The sequence below is a fragment of the Brachyspira pilosicoli genome, from assembly GCF_036997485.1.
Lineage (GTDB): Bacteria > Spirochaetota > Brachyspiria > Brachyspirales > Brachyspiraceae > Brachyspira > Brachyspira pilosicoli_C.
The window spans coordinates 442501-467110 of sequence record NZ_JAWLPU010000003.1 but is presented as its reverse complement, the minus strand read 5'-3'; the positions used below and the strand labels follow the sequence as shown (position 1 = coordinate 467110).

Here is a 24610-nt window from a genome sequence, read left to right as displayed (position 1 = left end):
AATAGAAGTACTTTAAGGAGTATGCATGAATTTAACTATTCCATATGAAAACAAAATAAAAGAAGCTGACAAAAAAATAATAGAAGAATATATAGAAAATAATGTAGAAGAGTATAAAAATAATTATGCCAAATTAACAGAACTTACAATGGATGCTGTATCATCATTAAGTGCTTCTAAATCCAGGACACAATTTATTGCTAATCAAGGTTTTATAAAAAATATATTAAATACAATCACAGGACAAAACAGAAAGATAAGATACGAAATTGATTATAATTATTCCATAGTAAAAAATGCTTCTATTAAAATGATAGAAACCTTAGCAAGGCAAAATAAAATAACTTATGAAGGGATAATATATTTAAATAATAAACTCAATAACATAGAAAAAGATGTAGATGAAGAATTAATAGCAGTATGTGAAAATGTAAGAGAGTCATTTAATGTTTTACTAAATAAGATAGATGAACAATCAAGCAGAATAGATAATATAGAAAAAAAAGTTCAGCTATTAGAGTTTAAAGCATCCAAAAATATATTGGAGTATAATGGCTTAAAATATATTGAGATGGATGATATAGAGAGATTAATATGCTTATCTAATGATTTGTATCATAGTATAACTTCAAATAATAAAAAAGATAATTTAGTATTTAAAGATAACATTTTTATGATTAAGTCTATATTATTTGATTTTGATATAAACTTAGAAGGAAGCACATGTTTAAAAGATTTTTATCTTAAATTTATGGAGAAGCCTTATTTAATAGATAAAATATTTTCTGCAATTGATATTAATAATGATGTTGCACAAATATTTATTCCAATACTTGGAGGTGTAAAAAAATTAGAGAAATTAAATGGTGAAGAAAACTATGTAGTATCATCTATATTAGATAAATTTACTGCTTCAAATATAGAAGCCAATATAACAGATATTAAATTTGATTTAATAAAAGAATATGGGAAAAATATTTCAAATTTCAATTATGAAACAACTATTAATAATTACGAGCTTATAGTTTTAATAATGAATGAATTAAAAATAATATCAACAAAAATCGAAACTCCAGCTATAAGTTTAGAAAATAGCTTAGAGTTAATAAAAAAGTATTATTCTTCAAAACAGTATTTAAAAGTTTTATCAGAATGTAATAAGATAAAAAATAATAACGAAGAAATTTTAAATATCAAGATTGATTCTATATATAAAATACTAATAAAAGAAATATCTAAAACTAAAAACTATAAAGAAATTGCAAAAGTATATTTAATGAAAAGCGAATATGATAAATCTATAAAATATTTAAATAAATATTTTGAAGAGCATTCTAATAATAAAGAATTGTATAGATATAAAAACCGATTAAAAGAGCTTTATGAAAAAACAAAAAAATATCAGGATAAAATATCTAAGCAGATAGATAAAACTAAAGATGATAATAAAAAAGAGTATTTAGATTTTTTGAATGATTTTTGGGGGCTTTATTTAAGTAAAATTAAATAGAGTATAATTTTTTGGAGAGCATATAATGAATAAATTAGGATTAGTTTTAGGAGGAGGAGGAGGACTTGGAAGCTATGAGATAGGGGTATGGAAGGCTTTAAGGGAGTATAATATAGATAAACAGATAAAGGCTATATCTGGGGCTTCTGTGGGAGTATTAAATGCATGCTTAATGGCACAGAATGACTATACTATAGCAGAGCATATTTGGACTAATGAAATAGAAGATAAAATATTATCTAAAAAAAAGATAGACAGCAAAAATAAAAGTATATCAGCAAATGGAATATTTAGCAGAGAAGGTTTGCTTGAGATTATAGATAAATATTTAAATATAGAAGCTGTATCAAATTGTGAGTATCCAATATATGCTGCGGCAGTTAATTTAGATAGCATTGATGTTGAGTATTTTAAGCTTAATGGAAAGAGTGTAAAAGAGATAAAAGAGATAATGATGGCTACAAGTGCTATACCAATAATATTTGGTAGACAGAAAATTAATGGTGTTAATTATATCGACGGCGGAGTTGAATTTTTAAATGGAAATAATTTACCTCTTACTCCTTTATATGAATATGGATGCGATGAAATTATAGTTGTTAATTTATATAGAGATGCTATAGTAGAAAAATCTGAAACTTGTAAAGTTTATGAGATAGTACCTAACGAAGATATAGGTACTTTTACTAATGGCGGATTAGATTTTAGTTTAGATGGGGCTATGTATAGAATAGAGAGAGGATATATTGATACTATGGAAATCTTGAAAGCGGTATTTGAGTTTAAAAGTATGGAAGATGAAATTAATTATATGAGTGATAAAATTAAAGATTATAATATAAAAAGTTACAATGAAAGAAGCAAATTAAAAAGCAAGCTATATAGAGCTATAGATGATTTGAAAATAGATGATTAAAAAACATGGAGCAGCAAATGAAAATTTTATTTATAAGACATGGTCAAACAAAAAACAATGCAGAACAAAGATGGCTTGGTTCTACAGATGTATCACTCTGGGAGGAGGGTATAAACGCTTTATTAAAAAATAAAAGCATAGTAGATAAATATAAGCCTTTTGAAAAATTGTATTCAAGCCCAATGAAAAGATGTATTGAGACTGCCAAAATATATTTTGATGATATGAGTTATGAGATTTTAAACGATTTAAGAGAGAGAAGTTTTGGAGATTTTGAAGGTATGACTTATAATGAGCTTAAAGATAATCCTTATTATAAAGAGTTTGCTAAAAGCTGCTGGAAAAGCGAAATACCTAATGGGGAGATATCTAATAATTTTTTTAATAGGGTTTATAATGTATATTTAACTATAATAGAAGATATGAAAAAAAATAATTTAAAATATACTGCTGTGGTTACACATGGCGGAATAATTATGACTATATTAGATAAATATAACATAGAAAAACACCCATTTTATGATTATCTTTTACCTAATGGTTGCGGATATCTTACCGAAATTATAGAAAACAACAATTTAAAAATAATAGATAAAATTTTATTATAAAAAACGGAAATTAATTTTTATGCAAACTTTATTAATACTTCCTATATCATTTCTTCTAAATATTTTTGTGTATAAGTTTAAAATTGATATATTTCAATATATAAAGATTCCAATAGAAAAATTGCAATATTTATTAAAAGACAAAATTTACAAAAATAATGAAACATTGGAGCTTATCTTAGGAACAATAGTATCTTTAATAGTTTTATTTATTTCTTTTGTTATACCATATTTTTTGTTCTATTTTTTATATAAAGTTCATTTTTTATTAGGAATTATAATAGAGCTTATAGCTGCATACATCATTATAGGAATAAGAAAACCTTTTGAAGTGAGCTCTTCTATATATTCTTCTATTAAATATATGGATTTAAACTCGGCAAAGAATATTTTAAAAGAAAATACCAATATAGATGTTAATGATATTGATAAAGAGAATATTATAAAAAAAACTATAGAATATTCTTCTATTAGTGTGGGAGAGGATTATATATATACTTCCATTTTTTTTCTTTTAGGGGGGATACCTCTTTGTTTTGTATATAAAGTTTTATGCATGCTTTCTGATATATCATCAGATAATAATGTTGCTATTGATGAAAATAGAGTTAAAGATAAATATGGAATATTTAATATTAATTTTGCTTATTATATTAATATGATAACTTCTATATTTGCATTTTTATCATATACTGCAGCAGATTTTCTTTTGGGATATGATATAAAAAAAGTTTTTAGGGTTTTTAAGAGAGATGGAAACGATAATAAGGCTAGGCTGGAATGTGGAGTTGCTGGGGCTTTGGATATAGAGCTTGGAGGAGAATATTTTAAAGATTCAGAGATTCATGATAGAATTTTAGTTGGAGATGCAATAAATAAATTAGAATCTAGTCATATAGTATTAGCTAACAAGATATTGATTGTTGGTGCTATAGTTGCTTTATTTGTGTTGATAGTTTTAAAATTATTATTTATGTTGTTTGGTATTATTTTTAATAAATTATTTTTTTAATTATTTATATTGGGGGATATTTTTATGCAAGAAGATATTTTATTTACAAGAAGAAGTATAAGAAAATATATTAAAGATAAAGCAGTAGAAAAAGAAAAAATAGACTACATATTAAAAGCTGCTATGTATGCTCCTTCTGCAAACAATAAAAGAAATTGGGAGTTTATAGTTGTAGAGAAAAGAGAGACATTAGATAAAATAGCTGATGTTCACCCTTATGCTAAGATGCTATACACTGCAACTTTAGCTGTTATTGTATGCGGGGATTTATCTGATGAATCTGGAAAACTTTATTGGCAGCAAAACTGTTCTGCTGCAATAGAGAATTTAATGCTTGCTTGTAAGGCAAAAGATTTAGGAAGTGTGTGGCTTGGGGTTGCTCCTCGTGAAGAGAGAATGAATGATATTATAAAATTGTTTAATTTACCAGATAATATAAAACCTCTTGGAATAGTTGCTGTGGGCTATCCTGACGGTGAAGTAGCTATGCCTGATAGATTTGAACCAAACAAAATTCATTATGAGGCTTATTAATTTTTAGTTTTAAAATTTTATTGTTTGCGGGGACTAGCCCCCTGCGAAGCGTGCCCTTAGGGTACGCACCCCCAGTTCTTTTATTGGTATAAAAGAACCAAAAGAACTGCATTTTATAAAATATAGCTTTTTATATATAAACAAAATATAAACATTATTTTAGTTTTACATATTCCAAAAATATAAAGCTAAAACACTCGCACTTTTTGGTTCTTTTTGCTGCGGGAAAAAGAACAATAAAATTAATAAGTTTTTTAGTATTTGCGAAGACTAGCCCCAGCAAATAATTAAAATATAAAAATTTTCACTATATATTAAAATAAGCCCGATGACTTTTTGGCATGTTCCAACAATTCTTCGGCATGCTTTATGCTTGCATCTGTTATTTCTTTGCCTGTTATCATTCTTGCTATTTCATTTACTTTATTAGAATCATTTAACTCTTCTATTGTAGAAGTAACTACATCATCTTTTTCATTTTTTATTACTTTAAAATGATTATTAGCATATATCGCAATTTGTGCTAAGTGAGTAATGCTTAATATTTGTTTTTGTTTGGATAATGTTGCTATTTTCTCTCCTATAACTTCTGCAATCCTTCCGCCAACACCAACATCTATTTCATCAAATACACAAGTCTCGCAGTAATCTCCGCTAGAAAGTACACTTTTTAATGAAAGCATGATTCTTGATATTTCTCCTCCAGAAGCAATCTTTCTTAAAGGCTGAAACATAGCTTGCTTATTTGGTGCTATTATAAACTCTATATTATCCACACCATTGGAGTTTGCTTTTAAGTTTGTGCCGTCTATATTAAGTATGCCGTTTTCATCATCTTCATCATAAGTAATCTCAACATCAAATTTTGTAGAAGTCATTCCCAAGTCGCACATTTCTTTTTCTATAGCATTTATAAAAATATCTTTCTTTGACTTTCTTATATCAGAAATCTCTTTTGCTAATATTGATGTTTTTGTTCTTATGTTTTCTATTTCTTCTTTTAATTTTAATATATCTTCTTCAGAGAAGTTAAGAGACTCCAATTTTTCTTTAGCCTCTTTTGCATAATTAATAATTTCTTTTATATTGTTTCCATATTTCTTTTTTAATGTGTTTATAAAGAAAAGTCTTTCATTGAGAGCTTGCAATTCTTCTGGGTCAAATTTAGCCTTCGCTCTTATTTCGGTAAATACTGTTTTTATATCTTCAAGGTTTAATGATATAGCTTCTATCTGTGATGCCAAATCTGAAAGCCTATCATCATATTGAGAAATTGATTGTAATGTATTAATGCTTCTTGTAAGTTTTAAATATGCCCCAGATTCGCTTCCAAATATATCTTTATTTATAATAGACAAAGCAGATGCTATGTTTTCTGCATTAGACATCATTGCTATATCGTTTTTTATCTCCTCATCTTCATTATATTTTAAGTTTGCTTTTTCTATTTCTTCTATAGCATATTCTAAAAACGATTTTTCTTTTAATATTGTATTTTTATTTTGTGATATTTCATTATATTGTTTTATTAGTTTTGTAAGTTTATTATAATGCTCTCTATAAACTTGCAATTTATCTTCAATATTTAAATAAGCATCATAAAAATTAATATGATTTGCTGCATTAAAAAGCGATTGATGTTCATGCTGCCCATGTATATCTACAATTAAATCTCCTAATTCTTTTAATTCTGCTACACGTACACCAATATTGTTTATAAAAGAACGGCTCTTACCGTCTTTTGTAATTTCTCTTTTTATATTGAGTTCATTACCTATAATTTCTATATTCCATTCTTTTAATTTGTTTTTTACTATATTTAATGATGATTGTAAAAAGAAAGTGCCTATTACTGTTAGCCTGTCTCCATTTAAGCCTACCATTCTTGTAGAGCCTTTTTCTCCTGTAATTAATTCCAAAGCACTGATTATAATACTTTTTCCAGCTCCTGTTTCCCCTGTTAAAACATTAAACCCATTTTCAAAATTGATTTTTACTTTATCTATTAATACAAAATTTCTAATATCTAAATATTTAAGCATTATTATATGCCCCAGTTAAGTTTATTTCTAAGTATATCATAAAATAGCCTATTTGCACTTTGAAATATATAGCAGTTCTTATCGCTTATACTTGCTTTTACAGTATCAGTTTTTCCAAATTTATATATATCATAACCGTCTATCGTTATCATACCTTTTTTTGATTTCTGAGAAAGCTTTATTTCTACGCTGTCACCTTTAGGTATAACAAGCGGTCTAAATGTAAGAGAATGAGGTGCTATAGGAACAAAAGACATAGCATCTATTGTAGGAACAATTATTGGGCCGCCTGCACTCAAAGCATAAGCAGTTGAACCTGTAGGAGTAGCCACAACAACTCCATCTCCTATTATAGAAGATACTTTCTTTCCAGATATATTTATATCCATATATAAAGTTCTTCCGTCTAATTTGCATAATGCAAGTTCATTTATTGCTAAATATTTTTTTGTAGTTGTTGATGTTTTAATTTCTATATCTAAAAGTGTCCTAGGTTCTATTTCGTATAATGTTTTTTTGTTATTAAAATATTCTTCTATAATGAGATATGCTTCTTCAGGAGGAATCTCTGATATAAAACCTAATGTACCATTATATATAGGCAAAACAGATATATTGTATTTAATGGCTATTTTTAATGCTGATAATAATGTACCATCGCCGCCTATAGATATAAGCATTGACACGTTTTTTAAAGTTTTTATTGCTTTGTTAATATTATTATAAGATGATATATCATAATCTATAGCTATTGCTTCTGCATTATATTTATTTATAATGTTCTTCAACCTTTTTACTATACTATCAGTATTATTTCTGCTTTTATTTATTATGATACCTATTAATTTCTTTTCTACATTATTGTTTTTTTTCATCTTACTTTTCTTAAAATAAATACTTTTTAATTAAAATATTATATAAAACTTTTATCAATATATCAAGTAAAATAAAAATATATAATGTATTTAACAGGTACAAAATCTTATTCTTTATATTCATCAAAGTTTCAAATCTATTTTAATCCACTACCCTATTAGTTTTTTATATTATATACAATTTTTGCTTTAATATTTTATAATGCTTAATAAAAAAAGCACAACAAGGTTTTATTAAACTTATTATACTATATACCGCACGTTAAATAAATTTATCAATATAATAAAAATTGAATTTCAAATTAATTTATATTTACTGTTTATCTTAGCGTGCGGTAAATAAATATTAAATGTTTTTTTAAGATAAAGATATTATAAAAAGTGAATAAAAATCCCCTATTAAATATTTAATTTATTTAACTTCTTTTAAAATACCTTTTAATGTGAGAATATCGTTTTCAAAAGTACCTTGTAAATCTCCCTGCCAATAAGAAATTCCATCTTTTGCTTTATCTGTAACCATTTCAATATTTGCAAAGTCTGTATCATTAGAAATTTGTAATTTGCTCATTTTGTTGTTTTCTGAACCATAACCTATTTTAAATATTCCATTAGTATCTGATTTTAATTCATAAGCCCAAGGATAAACAGTAGGACCGCCTGCATGTGCATATCTAATAGTGATAACACCAGTTTCATCTTTTGTAACACCTGTTCCTGTAACTTTAGGTCCATTAGTACCATCTAAAGTTTTTTGTGATATACCAGTTCCTGTCATACCATCAAAATTATAAGTTTTTGCAGGTGCAACTCCATATAACACAAAAAAACCTAATCCTCTTTCGATTTTATTGTTAGCAAATTGTTTGTTTTCGTATCTATATGAATCCCATGATTTTGTAGCCCCTGTAGGTGTAGAAGCTCCTGTGACAGCATCCACTTTAGCGTCTATATCTCCATAACTGCCTGTAACTTTTAAATATGAGTTTTCCATTATTGTATTGTCATCGTTAGCTTTTTCACCAAATACAGCCTGAAAGTCTATATTAAGTGTTGCAGGCTCTGTTGTGTTTTGATTGTTTGTTTCAGTATTATCGGCGCATGAAATAATAAAAACAGATAGTACTAAAATTATTAAATGTTTCATAATTATTATCCTTTTATGTATTTTTCATTAATTATATACTATATACAGAAAAAATAAAATATTTGAAAATTCTAATAAAAAAAGAGAGAAGTATGAAAACCTCTCTCTTTTTTAATATTTAATTTCTATTTTCTATTAATCTAATTTATCTCCTACAATTTTACCGCTATTATCTACATAAACTTCTCTGTTGTTTCCAAGTTTTAATTTGTAGCTATTATATTCTTTGCTTATTTCTAAAACAGGAACTTGAGGATATTTAGTTTCTACTGCTTTTATTACAGCTGCAGGTATAAATTTTGTAGGCAAAGGCATTTTAGCAGACACATCAGTCCAATCACCGTTTTTATTAAAGTCTATTTCAACTCCGCTGGCTAATTCTGCTTTAAAGCTGTTTCTGTCCTGCTCAGCATAAACGATTTGGTCGCTTGGAAAATTAGCTGTGATAAAGTCTTGTGCTTTTTTTGGAAGCTGATTAGCCTGTATAGGCATATCTGCTGCAAACACCGTAGCTATAGACACCATCATAATAGAAGCAATTAGAATAATTTGTTTTACTTGTTTTTTCATTTTACTCTCCTTAACGGTTTTATTTAATTATAATAATAGTATAGTATATTATTAATTATTTGTCAAGTTTTTTTACAGTTTTTTGTAAAAAAGTAAATTATCTTTACAAAAGAATTGTGTAATTCTTTCATAATCCCTATTCTTTCAAATAAAAATATAGTATTTTATATAATTATAGTTTATGAATGATAATAATTTATTTGACATTTTTTTTGAACATTATATAATAAGCTATCTCATTATAGCAATACTTATTATAAGGATACTCACATTGGAGAATCTACACTATTTACTAATGAAAGCTAATTCTATGTTTGCAAAGAGAGTAATGCTTGAAGCAAACAAAATAGGGCTTACATCTGGTCAGCCTAAAGTATTATATTTTTTATCTAAATTCAAAGAAGCAGACCAGAAAACTATAGCAAATTATTTAGAAATAGAGCAAACAACTGTAGGAAGCATATTATTGGGTATGGAAAATGCTGGGCTCATCACAAGAAAGCAGCATGACGGTAATAGGCGTTCTCTTTATGTTTCTCTAACAGAAAAGGGAGTAGAAGCTTCAAATTATATGCAGAAAGTTTTTGAAGATATAGAAAGTATTGCTACAAATGAGATATCAAAAGAAGATGAAGAAAAATTAAAAGAACTGTTAATGAAAATGTGTCAGTCGCTTAAGGGAGTTTAATTTATGAACAGAGAAATTTTTAAAAATCGTTTTATTGAAAGATGTATAATATTATTAATCGGTCTTGCTATTATGTCTTTAGGAATATCATTTTCTATTAAAGCGGCACTTGGCACCTCTCCTATTTCGAGTGTGCCGTATGTGGCAAGTTCAATATCAGGTTTATCAGTAGGTGTAACAACTATTATTATCAATCTTGTGTTTATATTAATACAAATATTACTTCTCAGAAAAAAGTATGATTTATTTCAGCTTTTTCAAATACCTGCACTTATTTTGTTTGGTCTTATGATTGATTTTTCTGCTTATTTAATAAAAGATATAACATACACAAATTATTTTCAGCAATGGCTTTTATGTATATTAGGAATAATGTTACTTGGTTTAGGTGTAAGCATAGAAGTAATGGCAAAATTAGTTACTACACCTGGAGAGGGAGTTGTTTTAGCAATTTGTAAAATATTTTCTGTAAAATTCGGCAATACTAAAATAGCATTTGACACATTGTTAGTAATAATAGCAGTTGTAACCGTGTTATCATTTTTAGGACATTTGGAAGGAGTGAGAGAAGGAACTATTGCAGGAGCTATTTTTGTAGGATTATTAACTAAACAATTCAGCAAACCTTTGAAAGTATTAGAAGAGAAGTATTTGTTATCGTAAAATATTTTTATATAATCCAATTTATCCTAATCAATTATTTTTATATAAAAAAAGGGGCTTTATTATTATTAATAAACCCCCTTCAATTTATAATTTTATTATTTTACCAAACTAGAGAAGTCAAGCATATTCTTGAAAATCTTATCTACTGAAGAAAGCAAAGCTATACGGTTATTTTTTATTTTCTCATCATCTACATTTACCATAATATCTTTAAAGAACTTGTCTAATGGTTCATAAAGACTTGCTAATAAAGCAAATGTTTGTTCATATTCTCTTTTTTCCATAAGTTTATTAACTTCATTTAATTTTTCTTTATAAGTATTGTATAAAGATTTCTCTGCTTCCTCTTTTAATAATGATTCATCTAAACTAACCTCTTTAGCAGATTTAATCATATTTTTTACTCTCTTAAACACTAATAAAAGATTAGAGAATAATTCTTCATTTTTCTTTCTAAACGCATCAATAGCTTCTATCTTTAAGTAAGCATCATACATATCATCTATGCCAGTAGAAAGAACACCCGCAACAGAATCTTTTGCAAAGTCAATATCATTTTCAAAACGAGATTTAAAGAACTCAAATATATCATTCAATAAATCATTGCTTTTATTTACTTTAGCATCTTTAGGCATAGAGTTAATAGAATCTTCTATTAATTTTTTAAGATTAACATGCTTTTTAGATTTTATAAGAATGTTTACAATACCAAGTGCCTGTCTTCTTAAAGCATTAGGGTCTTGAGAGCCAGTAGGTATATCAGCAACATAGAAACCAGCTACAATATTATCCATCTTGTCAAGTATAGCTATAGCCTTACCAGTATCATTAGAAGGTATATTATCAGAAGCAAATAAAGGTCTGTATTGTTCGTTAATAGCTAAGGCTACATCATCATTAAGATTCATAGACTTAGCAAAATAACCGCCCATTATACCTTGAAGCTCTGGGAAGTTGTAAACCATATTACTTACCAAATCTGATTTCATATATTTTATAGCTTTAAGTATATTTTCTTTATCATTATCATAACCCAAAAGCTTTATTAAAATCTCAGAGTTTCTCTCAAGTCTTTTTACTTTATCAGAAACGCTTCCAAGCTCTTTTCTAAACATAAGCATCTCAAGTCTTTCATTCATTTCGTCCATGCCCTTTCTAATATCTTCTTGATAAAGGAATCTACCGTCTGAAAGTCTTGCTGTTAATACTCTTATGTTTCCTGCTATTATTTGAGGAGTTTTAGGCTGATTAGCTGTAATTACAAATATATTAGTTAAAGAGCCGTCTTTTTTACATAATGGGAAATATTTTTGGTGCTCAATCATTTCACTTGTTAAAACTTCTTTAGGTACCTCTAAAAATTTAGAATCAAATTCAGCAGTAAGTAAATAAGGTTCTTCTACCAAATCCACAACTATTTCAGAAACTTTTTTCTTTGAAACAGCTTCAAAACCAAACTCTTTTTCGATATTTTCTAATTGACTTACTATATTTTCTAATCTTTTTTCTCTTGAAACAATTACATGTTTTTCTTCTAAAGTTTTTTCATAATCTTTAGGGTTATTAATTTCTTTAAACTCTGGAGAGAGCAGCCTATGTCCAGTTACTTTATTGTTAGTCTCTATTCCAGCAACAGTAGTTTTTATAACTTCATTACCAAATAAAGCGAGCACATTTCTAATAGGACGTACAAATGCAAAATCTTTATTTCCCCATCTCATTTTCTTTTTGAAATCTATTTTAGATACAATATCTTCTAATACTTCTTCGAATAATTTTTTAGTATCTACGCCTTTTTTTTCTTTTTTCACAAATAAATATTTTTTTCCGCCTACTTCTTTTATATATGCTTTATTAAAATCTTCTTTTTCATCTATATTTTTAATATTGTCAATATTATGAGATTTTAAAAACCCTTCTCCTGCTTTTGTTAAAGAACCGTCTTTTATAGCACTATCTAATAAAGGTCCTCTTGACTCTACAACTTCATCTTTTGACTTTTCTTCTACTTCTTCAACAAGAACAGATAATCTTCTTGGAGTTGTGTAGGCTATTATGGATTTGAAACCTATACCATTATTTTTTAGGGTATCTTCCATAATTTTCTTAAAACTCATACTTGCAGGATAGGCAAAATCTGCAGGTATCTCTTCAACCAATATTTCAATAAGTAAATCTTTCACTTCTATAATCCTTAAAAATAATTATGCTCTATATTTTATATTTATATGTAAAAAAAACAATATTTTTTATTGCAAATAAAAATGAAATTAAGTTGAAAACTAGTTAAAATATTTATATAATCTTGCCTATAATAAATTGGAGAGTAAAAAAAAATGCAAGTAAAAAATTTTAATAATGGCTATTTACTTTATGAACTAAAAAATAAAAATGATATGATATTAAAACTCACAGATATTGGGGCTTCAATAGTTGGAGTATTTGTAAAAGATAAAAACAATAATGATATTCAGGTTTCTTTTGGAAGCGATGATATTTATTTTTATCTTAAAGCCCATGATTATATAGGTGCTTCTGTTGGACGAGTTGCAAATAGAACTATAAATGCAGAATTTACATTAGACGGCGTAACATATAAATTGGCTAAAAATGATAATAACAAACATCATCTTCATGGAGGTGTTGAGGGTATATCTTTTAAAAAATTTGATTCTAAATGTATTAATGATAAAACAGTATTATTTTCTTATTTTTCAAAAGACGGTGAAGAGGGCTACCCAGGAAACGTAAATATTAATATTACTTACACTCTTACTGATGATAATGAGATAATAATAGATTATTTTGCAAAAACAGATAAAAAAACTCCTTTAAACTTTACCAACCATGCATATTGGAATCTAAATGGAGACGGCACTATATATGAGCATGAATTATTTATAGATTCAAAATATTATCTTCCTGTAACAGATGAATGCGTATCTACTGGAGAGATTTTAAAAACAGATAACACTCCTTTTGACTTTACAAAAAACAAAAAAGTAGGGATAGATATAGAAAAATGCGGAGGATATGATAATTGTTTTATATTTACTAATAATGATATAAATAAATTAAAGGCTAAGGCTTATAGTGAAAAAACAGGTATAAGTTTAGAGTTTTACACAACACAACCTGCTATGCATTTTTATTCTGGAAACATGCTTAATAATAGAGAAGTGAGAAATACTGTATTAAATAAACATATGGCTTTTTGTTTTGAGAGTGAGTATTTACCTGGTACTTTGAATTTTTTGCATTTTCCTAGTATAATATATTCGCCTGACAGGGATTATAAAGAGAAAACTATATATAAATTAAGTTTAAATAAATAATTATATAAATTGATAAATTAACAATTAAAGAGAGATTATATTTTTATGGAAGAAAGCAGAAAATCTATAATAGTAGAGCATTATATAAACAGAGTAAATGACTTAAATATTCCAGATTATAAAGTAGTTGACTGGGAATCTGAAGACGCACAGAATTTAAGGTTTAAGGCATTAATAGAGCATTTTAATATGAGCGGTAATGTTTTACTTGATGTTGGATGCGGGGTTGGAAGTTTAGCTGAATATATAGATAAAAATAACATCAATTTATATTACATAGGTATAGATATTATGCCTGAGATGGTTGAGAGAGCAAAATCAAAAACTTATAAAAATATTAGCCCGCAATTTATGACTATGGATTTCTTTAAAAAGACTGATATAGAAGATGATGTTGATTATATATACACTTCTGGAATATTTAATTTGAACTTGGGAAACAATGAAGCATTTTTAAAAGAGGCTATAGAAGCATTTTTGTTGGCGGCAAGAAAGGGAGTTTGTTTTAATTTGCTTGATATATCTTGTAAAGAAAAATATGGAGATAAATATTATTATTACAAAAAAGATGATATACTTCTGCTTACTCAAGATATATTAAAAAAGCTTAATTTAAATTATAAAATACATATAGAAGATAAATATTTACAAAACGATTTTTCTGTATTTATAGATTTTTAAATTAAAGCTATTTATAGTAAAAAATTTAAGTTTGTTATTTTTTATGTTCTTTTTACCGCAGATACGCGGTACGGAGACTAGCCACCACACTCCAACTTCTTTTACCGAGTAGGTACCTTTCGGTATTGGTATAAAAGAAGCAAAATAACTGCATTTTTAACTAAAATTTCACACTGCGTTTTTATACATATTTTTAATATATAATCTTAAATAAATTGCACTTTTTGCAACTTTGACGAAGTCCGCACCGCGACCGAAGGAAGTGCCTGTGGGTGCGAAGGCGGGAAAAAGTTGAAGAAAAAAACTTCTATGACAAAATATAGTTTTTCAGCTATATACTAACTCTAATTTCCTTAAGCTTATTATATTAACATTGTTTTTCAACAAATAGCTCTTAATATCTCTGATTCTTATAGGTTTATTATCATTTTGTAGTATAGTTACAAATATATCATTATCTTTTTTGTTTAATATATAATCTCCCAAACGCTCTTCACTTTCTTTTAGAGTTTCTTTATTTGAAAGTAAATTAAATGCTTTACTGTTATCATTAGTATTTATTTTATATAAAATGTTTTTTGGAAGAGTTTGTATTTTTTTTATGTTTGCAGCTATAAAGTTAGCTTCTAATATTTCTATTCCTATATGAGAGAGTAAGTTATTAATTTTGTTTTTAAGTAAATCTATGTCTATATTATCAGTTAAACTTACTTCCATATATTCAGCATCACTCTCGCAGGCAAAAGGAGTAGGAGGCGTAAATACTATTTTTTCAAGAGGGTGAAAACCTTTGCTTAATGCTATGCTTGCACCTGCTATCTTTAAAGCACAAACCATTACACGCGATAAATCATGCATACCCAAAAGAGATGATATGCCTTCTTTTTTAAACTTCATAAATACTTTATAGTTTACAGCGAATATATCTCTTTTATTTAGAGTTTTTAATTCTTCAACCATTTGAGTAAAGTTTGTATTTAACACTTCTTTTTTATATTTATGGCAATATTTTTTATAATCTATACCACAATTTTGACAGTTTCCTGTAAAACAGTAGTCTGTAAACTTTCCATTTTGAAATCTTTCATATTCCTTATCAAAAAATTGCTGACTTACAAGAGTGTCAATGCATTTCCAAGGCATATTTATTTTTTTGCTTAATAGTCCTTTTATGGTGTATCCGCTCTCTTCTATAACTTCCTTCCAAACATCATATTTGAAATGCTCAACCCAAGCATCAAATCTTGCACCTTTTTTATATGCTTTATAAATAATATCTCCTATTTTTTCATCGCCTCTTGATATTATCCCTTCAATTTCTGCCATTCTTGGAGGATGATATTTTATAGCTACTTTGCTTCCTCTAAAATGGTCTCTTATTTTTCCTATATAGTAAATAGCTTCTTCATCTGTAAGCTGATTATTATTTTCTAAAGGTGTATGAGGTTTTGGTATAAACACATTAATTGCGGCATTTATTTTTACTTTCTTTTTTGATACTTCCAGCATTTTTTCAAGAGCTTCTATTATTTCATCAGATTCTTTTTCTGGGTTATCGGTGAATCCTATCATAAAATATATTTTTACTATCTTCCAGCCCATCTTATGAACATCGGCAAGTATATTATAAATTGCATCTTCGTCCATTGATTTGTTTATCTTTTCTCTTAACTCGTGGCTTCCTACTTCTAATGCAAATGTTAATCCTGTTTTTCTAAATTGACCAATTCGCTTTGCAGTTTCTTTATCGAATGAATCTATTCTTAATGAAGGCAAGGATAGAGAAAATCCTTTATGCTCTCCGAGTGTCTGTAAATATTCTATTAATTCACCAATATAAGGATAATCATCAGCAGAAAGTGAAAATAAATTTAAAGTGTTTGCTCCCGTTGCCTCTAAAGACTCCATTGCTATGTCTACTATTTTTTCTATAGTACGGTTTCTTACAGGTCTATAGGTAATTCCAGCTAAACAAAATCTGCAGCTATGTGTACAACCTCTCGCTATTTCAATGGATATTCTATTTTGTATGCCTTCAACAAGAGGAACTAACGGTTTCTTCACATAAGGCATTTCATTAATATTTTCAACGAATATTCTTTTTACATTATCTCTTGGATATTTTGGAACATAAGCATATTCAAGTTTTGAAAGCTCTTTTAATATATCATCTCTTTTAGCTCCGTTTTTCTTGAGATTATAAATTATATCTACAAAGTTTTTCATCTCAAAATCAAATTCGCCAAACAAAAACACATCAATAAAATCAACCAAAGGAAAAGGATTAAATACGCTTGGGCCTCCTGCAGCTATTATAGGTACATCTTCTCCCCTACTCTCTCTATGTATAGGTATTTGACTTAATTCCAACACTTGAAGTATATTTGTATATATAAGCTCATACTGCAAAGTAAACCCCAAAACATCAGCATCTTTTACTCTGCTGAAAGTTTCTAAAGTATAAAGCGGTATATTTTTTTCTCTTAAAAGTTTCTCAAAATCTTCAGCAATACTATACACTCTCTCGCAAGAAGCATATTCAATAGAGTTAATAACCTCATAAAGTATAGAAAGCCCCAAATTGCTAATTGCTACTTCATACATATCAGCAAAACACATAACAAATTTAAAAGGCATATTAGGTTTTATTATAGCGTTTATCTCGCCGCCTAAATATCTGGTAGGTTTTACTATCTCCTCGCTTTTTACAAGATTTAATATCTCTTCTCTCATACTGCTGCTTGAATTATTGTTCATAAATACCCTTTAATTAAAACTCTTCAGATTCATTATTTTCTTTGCTTAAAAAACCTTTTATAGTGGTGCAATTAAATAACTCTTTTAAAATAGTTTCAAGTTCATCTCTAGCATCCATTACTTTTTTATCATTAACACCAATAAAACCATCTATTGGAAAAATAATATTAGTTGTAGTCTCTACAATCTTTCCATACTCGCTTTGCCTCCATATCCATCTTCTTGTTCTTATATCATTACCGCAAGTGTATACAAGTTCATTATCTTCTAATAATTCTGTTTCAGTCTCCCCAAAAGGTAAAAACTTATCCCCCTTAACAGAATATCTTACACAAAAATCATCATTCATAGAATCAATATCATGAGAACCCATAGGAAGTCTGTATTTTATAGATAAAGCATTAACTAAATCTACTATTTTATTTATATGAGGGAACCCTTTACCTTTTGACACTCTTGTAAGAATAGCCTCTATAGATGATAAAAATTTATTAGGGTTAATAGATAACTTTTCAAAAGCATTTCTATAGCATAATATTTCACTATATTCTTTTATCTTTATATTTTCTAATTCTTTTTGAGATTTTGATAAGTTGTTATCAAGTAAATCCATAACATATTTATCATTTTCTCTGTTGTCTATATTTTTAGCTACAACAAATGCTATGCATAAATTATCTAAAGTGTTAAATACTTTTTTTTCTATTTTAAATTTCATATTAGTCCTTTATATAATTATATTTTTATAGTCCTATACAGGATATAATAAAATGCCTCATTTGTCAAAGTATTAAAAAACATAAAAAAATATAAAAAAAATAATTTTTCGGGAACTTTTTTGAATATCAATCGTCTAATATAATACACAACTTAAGAATAATTACTCATAATTTACTCAAAAACTCCGTGTAATACTTTGTATTATGCGGAGTTATTGAATTTATTTTTACTATTTGTATAATTAATATATACGGAGGTAAAACAATGAAGAAATTATTTTGTATATTTTTTATACTATCAATTAATTTATTTTCACAATATTATTATTCTCCAACACCAAGAGTGGGCAATGTAAAACCATTAATACCTAACCAAAGAATACCACAATATCAGCCTCGTTATGATTTGTATAATCAAAGATATAAAAATTACGGATATACAAAAACATATTATAAAAATGGAAGATTCTATAAATTTGGAAATGGATATATGACTTATCAAGAGAGAGAAAAATTAAAAGCAATAGACGGCAGATATTCTCCAAGAATTAGAATGCTTGAAGATAGAATGAGAGTAAATAATGCTAAAATACAATCACAAATATATCAGAAATCACCAAATAATAATGCTGTAAATAGTGCTGTTAATGATAACTTTAGAATACAAATGCAAATACAAATGATGGAAACTTTAAGAAATTTAGAAATAGATAGAAATTTTAAATAAAAATTATAAAAATAACTTTAATTTCGTTTTTTATCAATAATTTCTTATAATTATTTTGTTAAAAAGATTATGCATATAAAAAATAATTTCAAAAATCATTGTTAATTATTATAATAAAAACATATATAAAATTAATAAGACCTTGACAGTTTATATTCTTTTTATAAAATTAATAGACACTATTATATAAACAGGATTTTCATTATAAATGAAATTAAATATAAATACATTAAATAATAATAAAGATTTTTTTAAAAAAGCTAATATAAAAATTCCAAAATATGATATAAAAAAAATTATAGAAAATACAAATAAAAAACCTACCTGGATTCATTTAGGTGCAGGAAATATATTCAGAGGATTTATAGCAGCAGTGGCAGATAAGCTTTTAAATGATAATATAATAGATACAGGTATAATAGCCGTAGACACGCATGCTGCTGGAAGAGATGATGATTATGAAATGATTGATAAAGTTTATAAGCCTTTCGATAATCTTACCCTTTTAGCATCTATAAAAAGCAATGGTGATATAGATAAAAAAATTATAGGAAGCATAACTAATATACTGCATGCTGATTTTATAAATTATTATGATTCATTAAAGAAGATATTTATATCAAACTCTCTTCAAATAGTAAGTTTTACAATTACTGAAAAAGGCTATTCTATAAAAGACTCAAACGGCAATTACAGCAATATAGTTCAAGAAGATATTAATAATGAACCGAAAAAAGCAAAAAATATTATGAGTATGACTGCTGCTATGCTTTTGGAAAGATACAAAAACGGAGCTTATCCCATAGCTATGCTTAGTATAGATAACTGCTCTAATAATGGAGATAAATTGAAATCATCTATTATTGAAATAGCTAAAGAGTGGAATAAAAATGGTTTTGCTGATGATAGATTTATAGAATATCTTGATAATAATAGCAAAGTTGCTTTTCCTTTAAGCATGATTGATAAAATAACTCCAAGGCCTTCTGAAATTATAGCAAAAAAATTAGAAGATATTGAGTTTGAAGATATGAGTTTATTTAAAATAGGCGGCAACAATATGGCACCTTTTGTAAATGCTGAAAGTACTGGATATTTAGTTATAGAAGATTTATTTCCAAACGGAAGAGCAGATTTTGAAAAAGCTGGTATATATTTAACAGATAGAATAACGGTTAAAAATTCAGAGAAAATGAAAGTTGCAACATGCTTAAATCCTTTGCATACAGCTTTAGCAATATTTGGATGCTTACTCAATTATGATTTTATTTATGAAGAGATGAGAAATCATAAATTAAAAAAATTAGTTCAAATAATAGGATATGATGAGGGTATGAAAGTAGTTGCTAATCCTAAAATTTTGAATCCTAAAGATTTTATAAAAGAGGTAATTGAAGAGCGTTTAGTAAATCCTTATATACCAGATTCGCCTCAAAGAATAGCAACAGACACCTCTCAAAAAATACCTATAAGATATGGAGAAACTCTAAAATCTTATGCAGAAAATAAACTTGATTGTTCTTCTTTAATAGGCATACCTCTAACAATAGCAGCTTGGATTAGATATTTAATGGGTATAGATGATAAAGGAAATGTAATAGAAATAAGCCCAGACCCTATGCTTGAAGAATTACAACAACATATAAAATATATAAAATTCAAAGAACCTGAAAGCTTAGGAAATAATCTAAAACCTATATTATCAAACAAAACTATATTTGCTGTTAATTTATACGATGAAAAAATAAATTTAGGAGACAAAATAGAAAATTATTTTAAAGAAATGATAAGTAAAGAAAATGCTGTAAAAGAATGCTTAGAAAAATACATAAAATGATTAAGGAGAATTATTTATTATGATAATGACTTTAAGATGGTTTGGAAAGAATTTTGATTCTGTAACTTTAAAACAGATTAGACAAATACCGGGAGTAAAGGGAGTTATAACAACATTATATGACAGTAAAGCAGGAGAAGCTTGGAGAGAAGAAGATATACAAAGCCTAAAAAAAGAAGTGGAAAATGCAGGACTAAAAATATACGGCATAGAAAGTGTAAACATACATGATGATATAAAAATAGGTCTGCCTAGTAGAGATAAATATATAGAAAATTATATAAAAACATTAGAAGTATTAGGAAAAAATAAAATTAATTTAGTATGCTACAATTTCATGCCTGTATTTGATTGGACTAGAAGTGATTTAGCTAAGATAAGACCAGATGGAGCTACTGTTTTATCTTACGATCAGGATATAATAGACAAAATAGAGCCAGAGAAAATGTTTGAGAAAATTGATTCTAATTCCAACGGTTTTGTACTTCCTGGTTGGGAGCCTGAAAGGTTGAGCAGATTAAAAGAACTTTTTGAAATGTATAAAGATATTGATGATGAAAAGTTATTTGAAAATTTAAAATATTTCTTAAGTGCTATAATGCCTACATGTGAGAAATATAATATAAAAATGGCTATACACCCTGATGACCCTGCATGGCCTGTATTTGGACTTCCGAGAATAATAGTCAATAAAGAAAATATTTTAAGGATGGTTAATAGTGTTAATAGCTCTTGTAATGGTGTAACATTATGTGCGGGTTCTTTGGGTTCTAACCCTAAAAATGATATACCTGATATAATAAAAAGTTTAAAAGGAAAAATTTTCTTTGCTCATGTAAGAAACTTAGAGCATACCGCACCCGGTAAATTCCAAGAAGCAGCTCACTTATCAAGCGATGGCTCAATGGATATGTTTGCTATTATGAAGGCTTTTTATGATATAGGCTTTGAAGGACCATTTAGACCTGACCACGGAAGAGCTATTTGGGATGAAGTGTCTATGCCAGGATACGGACTTTATGACAGAGCATTAGGAGCAGTTTATTTACAAGGTTTATGGGAAGCTATAGATAAAATAACTAAAAATAATTAAGCATATATTTCATATATTATACTTTTTATAAAAATTGCATCAATATATTTATAAATTTATATACTAAAAATAATTTGGTATTTTTTTATTTTTATAAAAAATATTATAAACTTTTTTGAAATACAAACTGCTTATAAAAATAAAAAAACCAATATAAAATATATGCTTTTCAAAAATATATACAAATATTTATTATATACTTAATTTCTAACTTCATATATATACTTATATTGACATTTATTATTTATGAGATTATTATGTTAAGTAGTATTTTTATTACATATATGAGGCTTTTAATGAAATTTTTGAATAAAATTTTTCTATCAATATTTAGTTTATTAACATTATTTTCATGTTCTAATAGCAGTCAAGAAGAAATAAAAGAAATAGACAGAGGCGGAGCGTTAATAGATAAAATAATATATGAAGTGAGAACCGATATGACAATAGCTATTAAAGATGTGGCAGACGGACGTGCAGATTTAATGGCTAGCGGAATAGACGGAAGCACATATTTATCATTAAGTGAAAGTGATTTGGAGAAACTTGATACTTATGCTGTACCTTCTGGTTCTTGGTCTTTGCTTTTTAATCCTGTGCCAAATAAAGCCCCTTATACAGTTACTACAAGAGACGGTAAAACTCACTTTAATCCTCTTGCTATAAGAGAAGTAAGATTTGCAATGAATTTTTTGATAGACAGAAAAAAACTTGTTGATGAAATTTTAAGAGGGGCAGGTGAGCCTTCATTTACTCAAGCAACACCCGGTCAGCCCGGTACTTATAGATATAATCTCATTCCTTCAAAAATGGGTATGACAGCAAACGGAAATGAAGAGAAAGCAATTAATGATATAAATAAAGCTATGGAAAAAGCTGCTAATCTTCCAGAAAACAGAGGAAAGCTAAAAAAAGAAAATGGCTGGTGGAAATATAATGGTGAAATAGTAACTATTAAATTTGTTATAAGGGTTGATGACCCCACAGGAAGACTTCCTGCAGGCAATGCAATATCAGACTTAATAGAAAAGACAGGCATAAAAGTAGAAAAACTATTATACGACAGAAACAAATCCACCCAAGTTGTGTATGGTTCAAACCCAAAAGATTATGAATGGAATATTATAACAGAAGCTTGGGGAGCAGGGGCAACAAGAGCTTGGTGGGATGTTACGCTTAGGCAAATGTATGTAAGAGAAGGCAACTATATGCCTGGCGGAAACGTTGCTGAGTTTTGGAATTATGATAATAAAGAAGCTTCAAGAATAAGCGATAAAAATTCAAACGGCTGGTTTTTAACTGCTGATGAATATTGGAATGGTAATATGCGTTTGCAAGAGATTGGGCTTGAAGATGCTGTACGGATATATTTAAACTCTCAAACGCAGTTTTTTGTAGCAAATAAAGAAAGATTTAACAGAAGAATGCTTTATGGCGTTGGCGATGGTGTTAATGATTGGTCTATAAGAAGTGCCGACATAAAACCAAATAGAAACGGTGAAAAAGTGCTTAGGGTTCTTCAGCATTCTGCACAAGGTTCATTATTTATAAGCCCTTGGGACCCTGTGGGAGTGGGAGGATTTTCTGATGCATATTCTGCTATAATGATAGGTCCTTGTTCTGATGCTGGTGCTACATTTGAATCGCCTTCCACTGCAAAGACAGAGTTTATACTCGGTGAAGCTGATACTAACAGTTTAGAGATAGGTGTTATAGCAGGTAATAATGGCATACCAGTAGGCACTGTAAAAGTTCCTAATAATGCTAAGATGTATAACCCTTATACTCAAAAATGGGAAGAGGGTTTAACTACAAAAGTTGAAAATGGTGAGATAACTTATAAAAAGGCTGATAATCTTACTGCTTATGTAAAATGTGATTTTAAACCAAAAAGCTTTAAATGGCATCATGGCATAGATTCATCTTTAGTTGATTTGATGTATGGAAGTGTGTTTATTGCAAACATAATAACAAAGACAAATGAAAATGATAAGTATTATGATTCTGCTATGGCTGGAAGATATACTTCTGCTATGGATAATGCAGTTGGAAGTGTAATAAATGAAGATGGAAGTTTTACACTCTATGGCAACTATTATTGGCCAATGGATATGAATAGACAAATTGCTATTGCTGCAGTTGGTCCTAAAATAGGCAACCCTAATAGAAACACAGTCATTCCTTTTGAGATAAATGAAGCTATAATGAAAATTGTTCTTGAGGGCTCTAAATCTGGTAATGTTTATACTATTTCACAAGACCAATCATTGACAGCTATAGATGTAAAAAATCCTATATGTGTGGCTGACATAAAAGAAAAATTAATTGAGATGAGAGATAGTGAATATATACCTGCAGGAATAGAAGATTTTATTACAAAAGAAGAGGCTGTTAAAAGATATCAGGCTGCTATTGACTTTATAGATAAATATGGACACGCTTATATATCAAACGGACCTTTCTTTATATCAAGAATAGATTCAAAGGCTAATTATATAGAATTAACTGCTTTTAAAGATTATGCTTACACTGCTGAATATTGGATAGAAAAACTATCAACAAAAATGAGTAGAATAGAAGATATTGAAATGCCTGCAATAGTTAATAGAAACAGCGACATGAATATAGATATTTATGTTTCATCATATAATTATCCTAATAATGCTTTAGAAATGCCAGACCCTAATACAAAAGTAAAAGTGCTTCTTCAATTACAAAATGGAGGCGAAAGAGAGTATAATGCGATTTTACAAGATGATGTGTTTAAGCTCACTATAACAAAAGAGGAATTGGTAACTCTTCCAAAAGGAAATTATATTGTTGTAATAGAATCCTATATTGCAGATGAAACGCCTTATATAGAAACAAGAAACTTTATATTACAATAAATATT

At 27.7% G+C, this 24610-nt stretch carries 20 protein-coding genes; 13 read left to right on the top strand and 7 right to left on the bottom strand.

Annotated features, from left to right (window positions below):
- Positions 1 to 25 precede the first annotated feature (25 nt).
- From R4I97_RS09995 to R4I97_RS09975, 5 genes are read left to right on the top strand one after another with little or no spacing between them, the layout of a single operon-like run.
- Entirely contained in the window at positions 26 to 1510 is a 1485-nt protein-coding gene (locus R4I97_RS09995) for a hypothetical protein (RefSeq protein ID WP_335784896.1), read from the top strand.
- A gap of 25 nt (positions 1511 to 1535) precedes the next feature.
- Positions 1536 to 2426, top strand: a complete 891-nt coding sequence (locus tag R4I97_RS09990; protein WP_335784895.1) for a patatin-like phospholipase family protein — start codon at positions 1536 to 1538, stop codon at positions 2424 to 2426.
- Positions 2427 to 2443: 17 nt separating this feature from the next.
- Positions 2444 to 3034 carry a histidine phosphatase family protein gene (locus R4I97_RS09985; protein WP_335784894.1) on the top strand — a complete coding sequence of 197 codons (591 nt, stop codon included), beginning with the start codon at positions 2444 to 2446 and terminating at the stop codon, positions 3032 to 3034.
- Between the two features lie 19 nt (positions 3035 to 3053).
- The gene (locus tag R4I97_RS09980) at positions 3054 to 4046 is read left to right on the top strand and encodes a cobalamin biosynthesis protein (protein ID WP_335784893.1); all 993 of its coding nucleotides are present in this window, start codon (positions 3054 to 3056) and stop codon (positions 4044 to 4046) included.
- 24 nt (positions 4047 to 4070) lie between these two features.
- Entirely contained in the window at positions 4071 to 4580 is a 510-nt protein-coding gene (locus R4I97_RS09975) for a nitroreductase family protein (protein ID WP_335784892.1), read from the top strand.
- A 314-nt stretch (positions 4581 to 4894) separates the two neighbouring features.
- On the opposite strand, the gene recN is transcribed toward R4I97_RS09975, so the two are convergent.
- The 4 genes from recN to R4I97_RS09955 form a co-directional block, all read right to left on the bottom strand.
- On the bottom strand, positions 4895 to 6622 hold the full coding sequence (recN, locus tag R4I97_RS09970; protein ID WP_335784891.1) for a DNA repair protein RecN: 1728 nt from the start codon (positions 6620 to 6622) through the stop codon (positions 4895 to 4897).
- Positions 6623 to 6624: 2 nt separating this feature from the next.
- The gene (locus R4I97_RS09965) at positions 6625 to 7497 is read right to left on the bottom strand and encodes an NAD(+)/NADH kinase (protein ID WP_335784890.1); all 873 of its coding nucleotides are present in this window, start codon (positions 7495 to 7497) and stop codon (positions 6625 to 6627) included.
- Positions 7498 to 7909: 412 nt separating this feature from the next.
- Positions 7910 to 8644, bottom strand: coding sequence for a hypothetical protein (locus R4I97_RS09960; RefSeq protein ID WP_335784889.1), 735 nt, complete (start codon positions 8642 to 8644; stop codon positions 7910 to 7912).
- A gap of 135 nt (positions 8645 to 8779) precedes the next feature.
- On the bottom strand, positions 8780 to 9214 hold the full coding sequence (locus R4I97_RS09955; protein ID WP_335784888.1) for a PepSY-like domain-containing protein: 435 nt from the start codon (positions 9212 to 9214) through the stop codon (positions 8780 to 8782).
- Between the two features lie 295 nt (positions 9215 to 9509).
- Here R4I97_RS09955 and R4I97_RS09950 point away from each other — a divergent pair, with 295 nt between their 5' ends.
- Both R4I97_RS09950 and R4I97_RS09945 read left to right on the top strand, forming a co-directional pair.
- Entirely contained in the window at positions 9510 to 9902 is a 393-nt protein-coding gene (locus R4I97_RS09950; protein ID WP_335784938.1) for a MarR family winged helix-turn-helix transcriptional regulator, read from the top strand.
- A 3-nt stretch (positions 9903 to 9905) separates the two neighbouring features.
- Positions 9906 to 10565, top strand: a complete 660-nt coding sequence (locus R4I97_RS09945) for a YczE/YyaS/YitT family protein (protein ID WP_335784887.1) — start codon at positions 9906 to 9908, stop codon at positions 10563 to 10565.
- Positions 10566 to 10663: 98 nt separating this feature from the next.
- Here R4I97_RS09945 and glyS read toward each other — a convergent pair whose 3' ends face one another.
- Entirely contained in the window at positions 10664 to 12751 is a 2088-nt protein-coding gene (gene glyS / locus R4I97_RS09940; protein ID WP_335784886.1) for a glycine--tRNA ligase subunit beta, read from the bottom strand.
- Positions 12752 to 12904: 153 nt separating this feature from the next.
- Here glyS and R4I97_RS09935 point away from each other — a divergent pair, with 153 nt between their 5' ends.
- Positions 12905 to 13903: an aldose epimerase family protein gene (locus R4I97_RS09935; RefSeq protein ID WP_335784885.1), complete on the top strand. Its 999-nt coding sequence runs from the start codon at positions 12905 to 12907 to the stop codon at positions 13901 to 13903.
- Between the two features lie 45 nt (positions 13904 to 13948).
- Positions 13949 to 14584, top strand: a complete 636-nt coding sequence (locus R4I97_RS09930) for a class I SAM-dependent methyltransferase (RefSeq protein ID WP_335784884.1) — start codon at positions 13949 to 13951, stop codon at positions 14582 to 14584.
- A 327-nt stretch (positions 14585 to 14911) separates the two neighbouring features.
- On the opposite strand, the gene R4I97_RS09925 is transcribed toward R4I97_RS09930, so the two are convergent.
- Together R4I97_RS09925 and R4I97_RS09920 are read right to left on the bottom strand one after the other, a co-directional pair.
- Positions 14912 to 17341 carry a TIGR03960 family B12-binding radical SAM protein gene (locus tag R4I97_RS09925; protein WP_335784883.1) on the bottom strand — a complete coding sequence of 810 codons (2430 nt, stop codon included), beginning with the start codon at positions 17339 to 17341 and terminating at the stop codon, positions 14912 to 14914.
- Positions 17342 to 17354: 13 nt separating this feature from the next.
- Complete coding sequence (locus R4I97_RS09920; RefSeq protein WP_335784882.1) at positions 17355 to 18059, bottom strand: B3/4 domain-containing protein; 705 nt, start codon at positions 18057 to 18059, stop codon at positions 17355 to 17357.
- A gap of 266 nt (positions 18060 to 18325) precedes the next feature.
- On the opposite strand from R4I97_RS09920, the gene R4I97_RS09915 reads away from it, so the two are divergent.
- The 4 genes from R4I97_RS09915 to R4I97_RS09900 all read left to right on the top strand — a co-directional run bounded on the left by R4I97_RS09915 (position 18326) and on the right by R4I97_RS09900 (position 24605).
- Positions 18326 to 18787, top strand: coding sequence for a hypothetical protein (locus R4I97_RS09915; protein ID WP_335784881.1), 462 nt, complete (start codon positions 18326 to 18328; stop codon positions 18785 to 18787).
- 208 nt (positions 18788 to 18995) lie between these two features.
- Positions 18996 to 20624, top strand: coding sequence for a mannitol dehydrogenase family protein (locus R4I97_RS09910; protein ID WP_335784880.1), 1629 nt, complete (start codon positions 18996 to 18998; stop codon positions 20622 to 20624).
- Between the two features lie 19 nt (positions 20625 to 20643).
- Positions 20644 to 21717, top strand: a complete 1074-nt coding sequence (uxuA, locus tag R4I97_RS09905) for a mannonate dehydratase (RefSeq protein WP_335784879.1) — start codon at positions 20644 to 20646, stop codon at positions 21715 to 21717.
- Positions 21718 to 22013: 296 nt separating this feature from the next.
- On the top strand, positions 22014 to 24605 hold the full coding sequence (locus R4I97_RS09900) for an ABC transporter substrate-binding protein (RefSeq protein WP_335784878.1): 2592 nt from the start codon (positions 22014 to 22016) through the stop codon (positions 24603 to 24605).
- Positions 24606 to 24610: the final 5 nt, after the last annotated feature.

Excerpts from the sequence above, each read along its gene's own strand:
- R4I97_RS09920 (WP_335784882.1), bottom strand. The coding sequence starts at position 18,059 with ATGAAATTTAAAATAGAAAAAAAAGTATTTAACACTTTAGATAATTTA.
- R4I97_RS09900 (WP_335784878.1), top strand. The coding sequence starts at position 22,014 with ATGAAATTTTTGAATAAAATTTTTCTATCAATATTTAGTTTATTAACA.
- R4I97_RS09910 (WP_335784880.1), top strand. The coding sequence starts at position 18,996 with ATGAAATTAAATATAAATACATTAAATAATAATAAAGATTTTTTTAAA.
- R4I97_RS09980 (WP_335784893.1), top strand. The coding sequence starts at position 3,054 with ATGCAAACTTTATTAATACTTCCTATATCATTTCTTCTAAATATTTTT.
- R4I97_RS09965 (WP_335784890.1), bottom strand. The coding sequence starts at position 7,497 with ATGAAAAAAAACAATAATGTAGAAAAGAAATTAATAGGTATCATAATA.
- recN (WP_335784891.1), bottom strand. The coding sequence starts at position 6,622 with ATGCTTAAATATTTAGATATTAGAAATTTTGTATTAATAGATAAAGTA.
- R4I97_RS09925 (WP_335784883.1), bottom strand. The coding sequence starts at position 17,341 with ATGAACAATAATTCAAGCAGCAGTATGAGAGAAGAGATATTAAATCTT.
- R4I97_RS09945 (WP_335784887.1), top strand. The coding sequence starts at position 9,906 with ATGAACAGAGAAATTTTTAAAAATCGTTTTATTGAAAGATGTATAATA.
- R4I97_RS09930 (WP_335784884.1), top strand. The coding sequence starts at position 13,949 with ATGGAAGAAAGCAGAAAATCTATAATAGTAGAGCATTATATAAACAGA.
- R4I97_RS09950 (WP_335784938.1), top strand. The coding sequence starts at position 9,510 with ATGAAAGCTAATTCTATGTTTGCAAAGAGAGTAATGCTTGAAGCAAAC.
- R4I97_RS09990 (WP_335784895.1), top strand. The coding sequence starts at position 1,536 with ATGAATAAATTAGGATTAGTTTTAGGAGGAGGAGGAGGACTTGGAAGC.
- R4I97_RS09935 (WP_335784885.1), top strand. The coding sequence starts at position 12,905 with ATGCAAGTAAAAAATTTTAATAATGGCTATTTACTTTATGAACTAAAA.
- R4I97_RS09960 (WP_335784889.1), bottom strand. The coding sequence starts at position 8,644 with ATGAAACATTTAATAATTTTAGTACTATCTGTTTTTATTATTTCATGC.
- R4I97_RS09915 (WP_335784881.1), top strand. The coding sequence starts at position 18,326 with ATGAAGAAATTATTTTGTATATTTTTTATACTATCAATTAATTTATTT.
- R4I97_RS09975 (WP_335784892.1), top strand. The coding sequence starts at position 4,071 with ATGCAAGAAGATATTTTATTTACAAGAAGAAGTATAAGAAAATATATT.
- R4I97_RS09985 (WP_335784894.1), top strand. The coding sequence starts at position 2,444 with ATGAAAATTTTATTTATAAGACATGGTCAAACAAAAAACAATGCAGAA.
- R4I97_RS09955 (WP_335784888.1), bottom strand. The coding sequence starts at position 9,214 with ATGAAAAAACAAGTAAAACAAATTATTCTAATTGCTTCTATTATGATG.
- uxuA (WP_335784879.1), top strand. The coding sequence starts at position 20,644 with ATGATAATGACTTTAAGATGGTTTGGAAAGAATTTTGATTCTGTAACT.
- R4I97_RS09995 (WP_335784896.1), top strand. The coding sequence starts at position 26 with ATGAATTTAACTATTCCATATGAAAACAAAATAAAAGAAGCTGACAAA.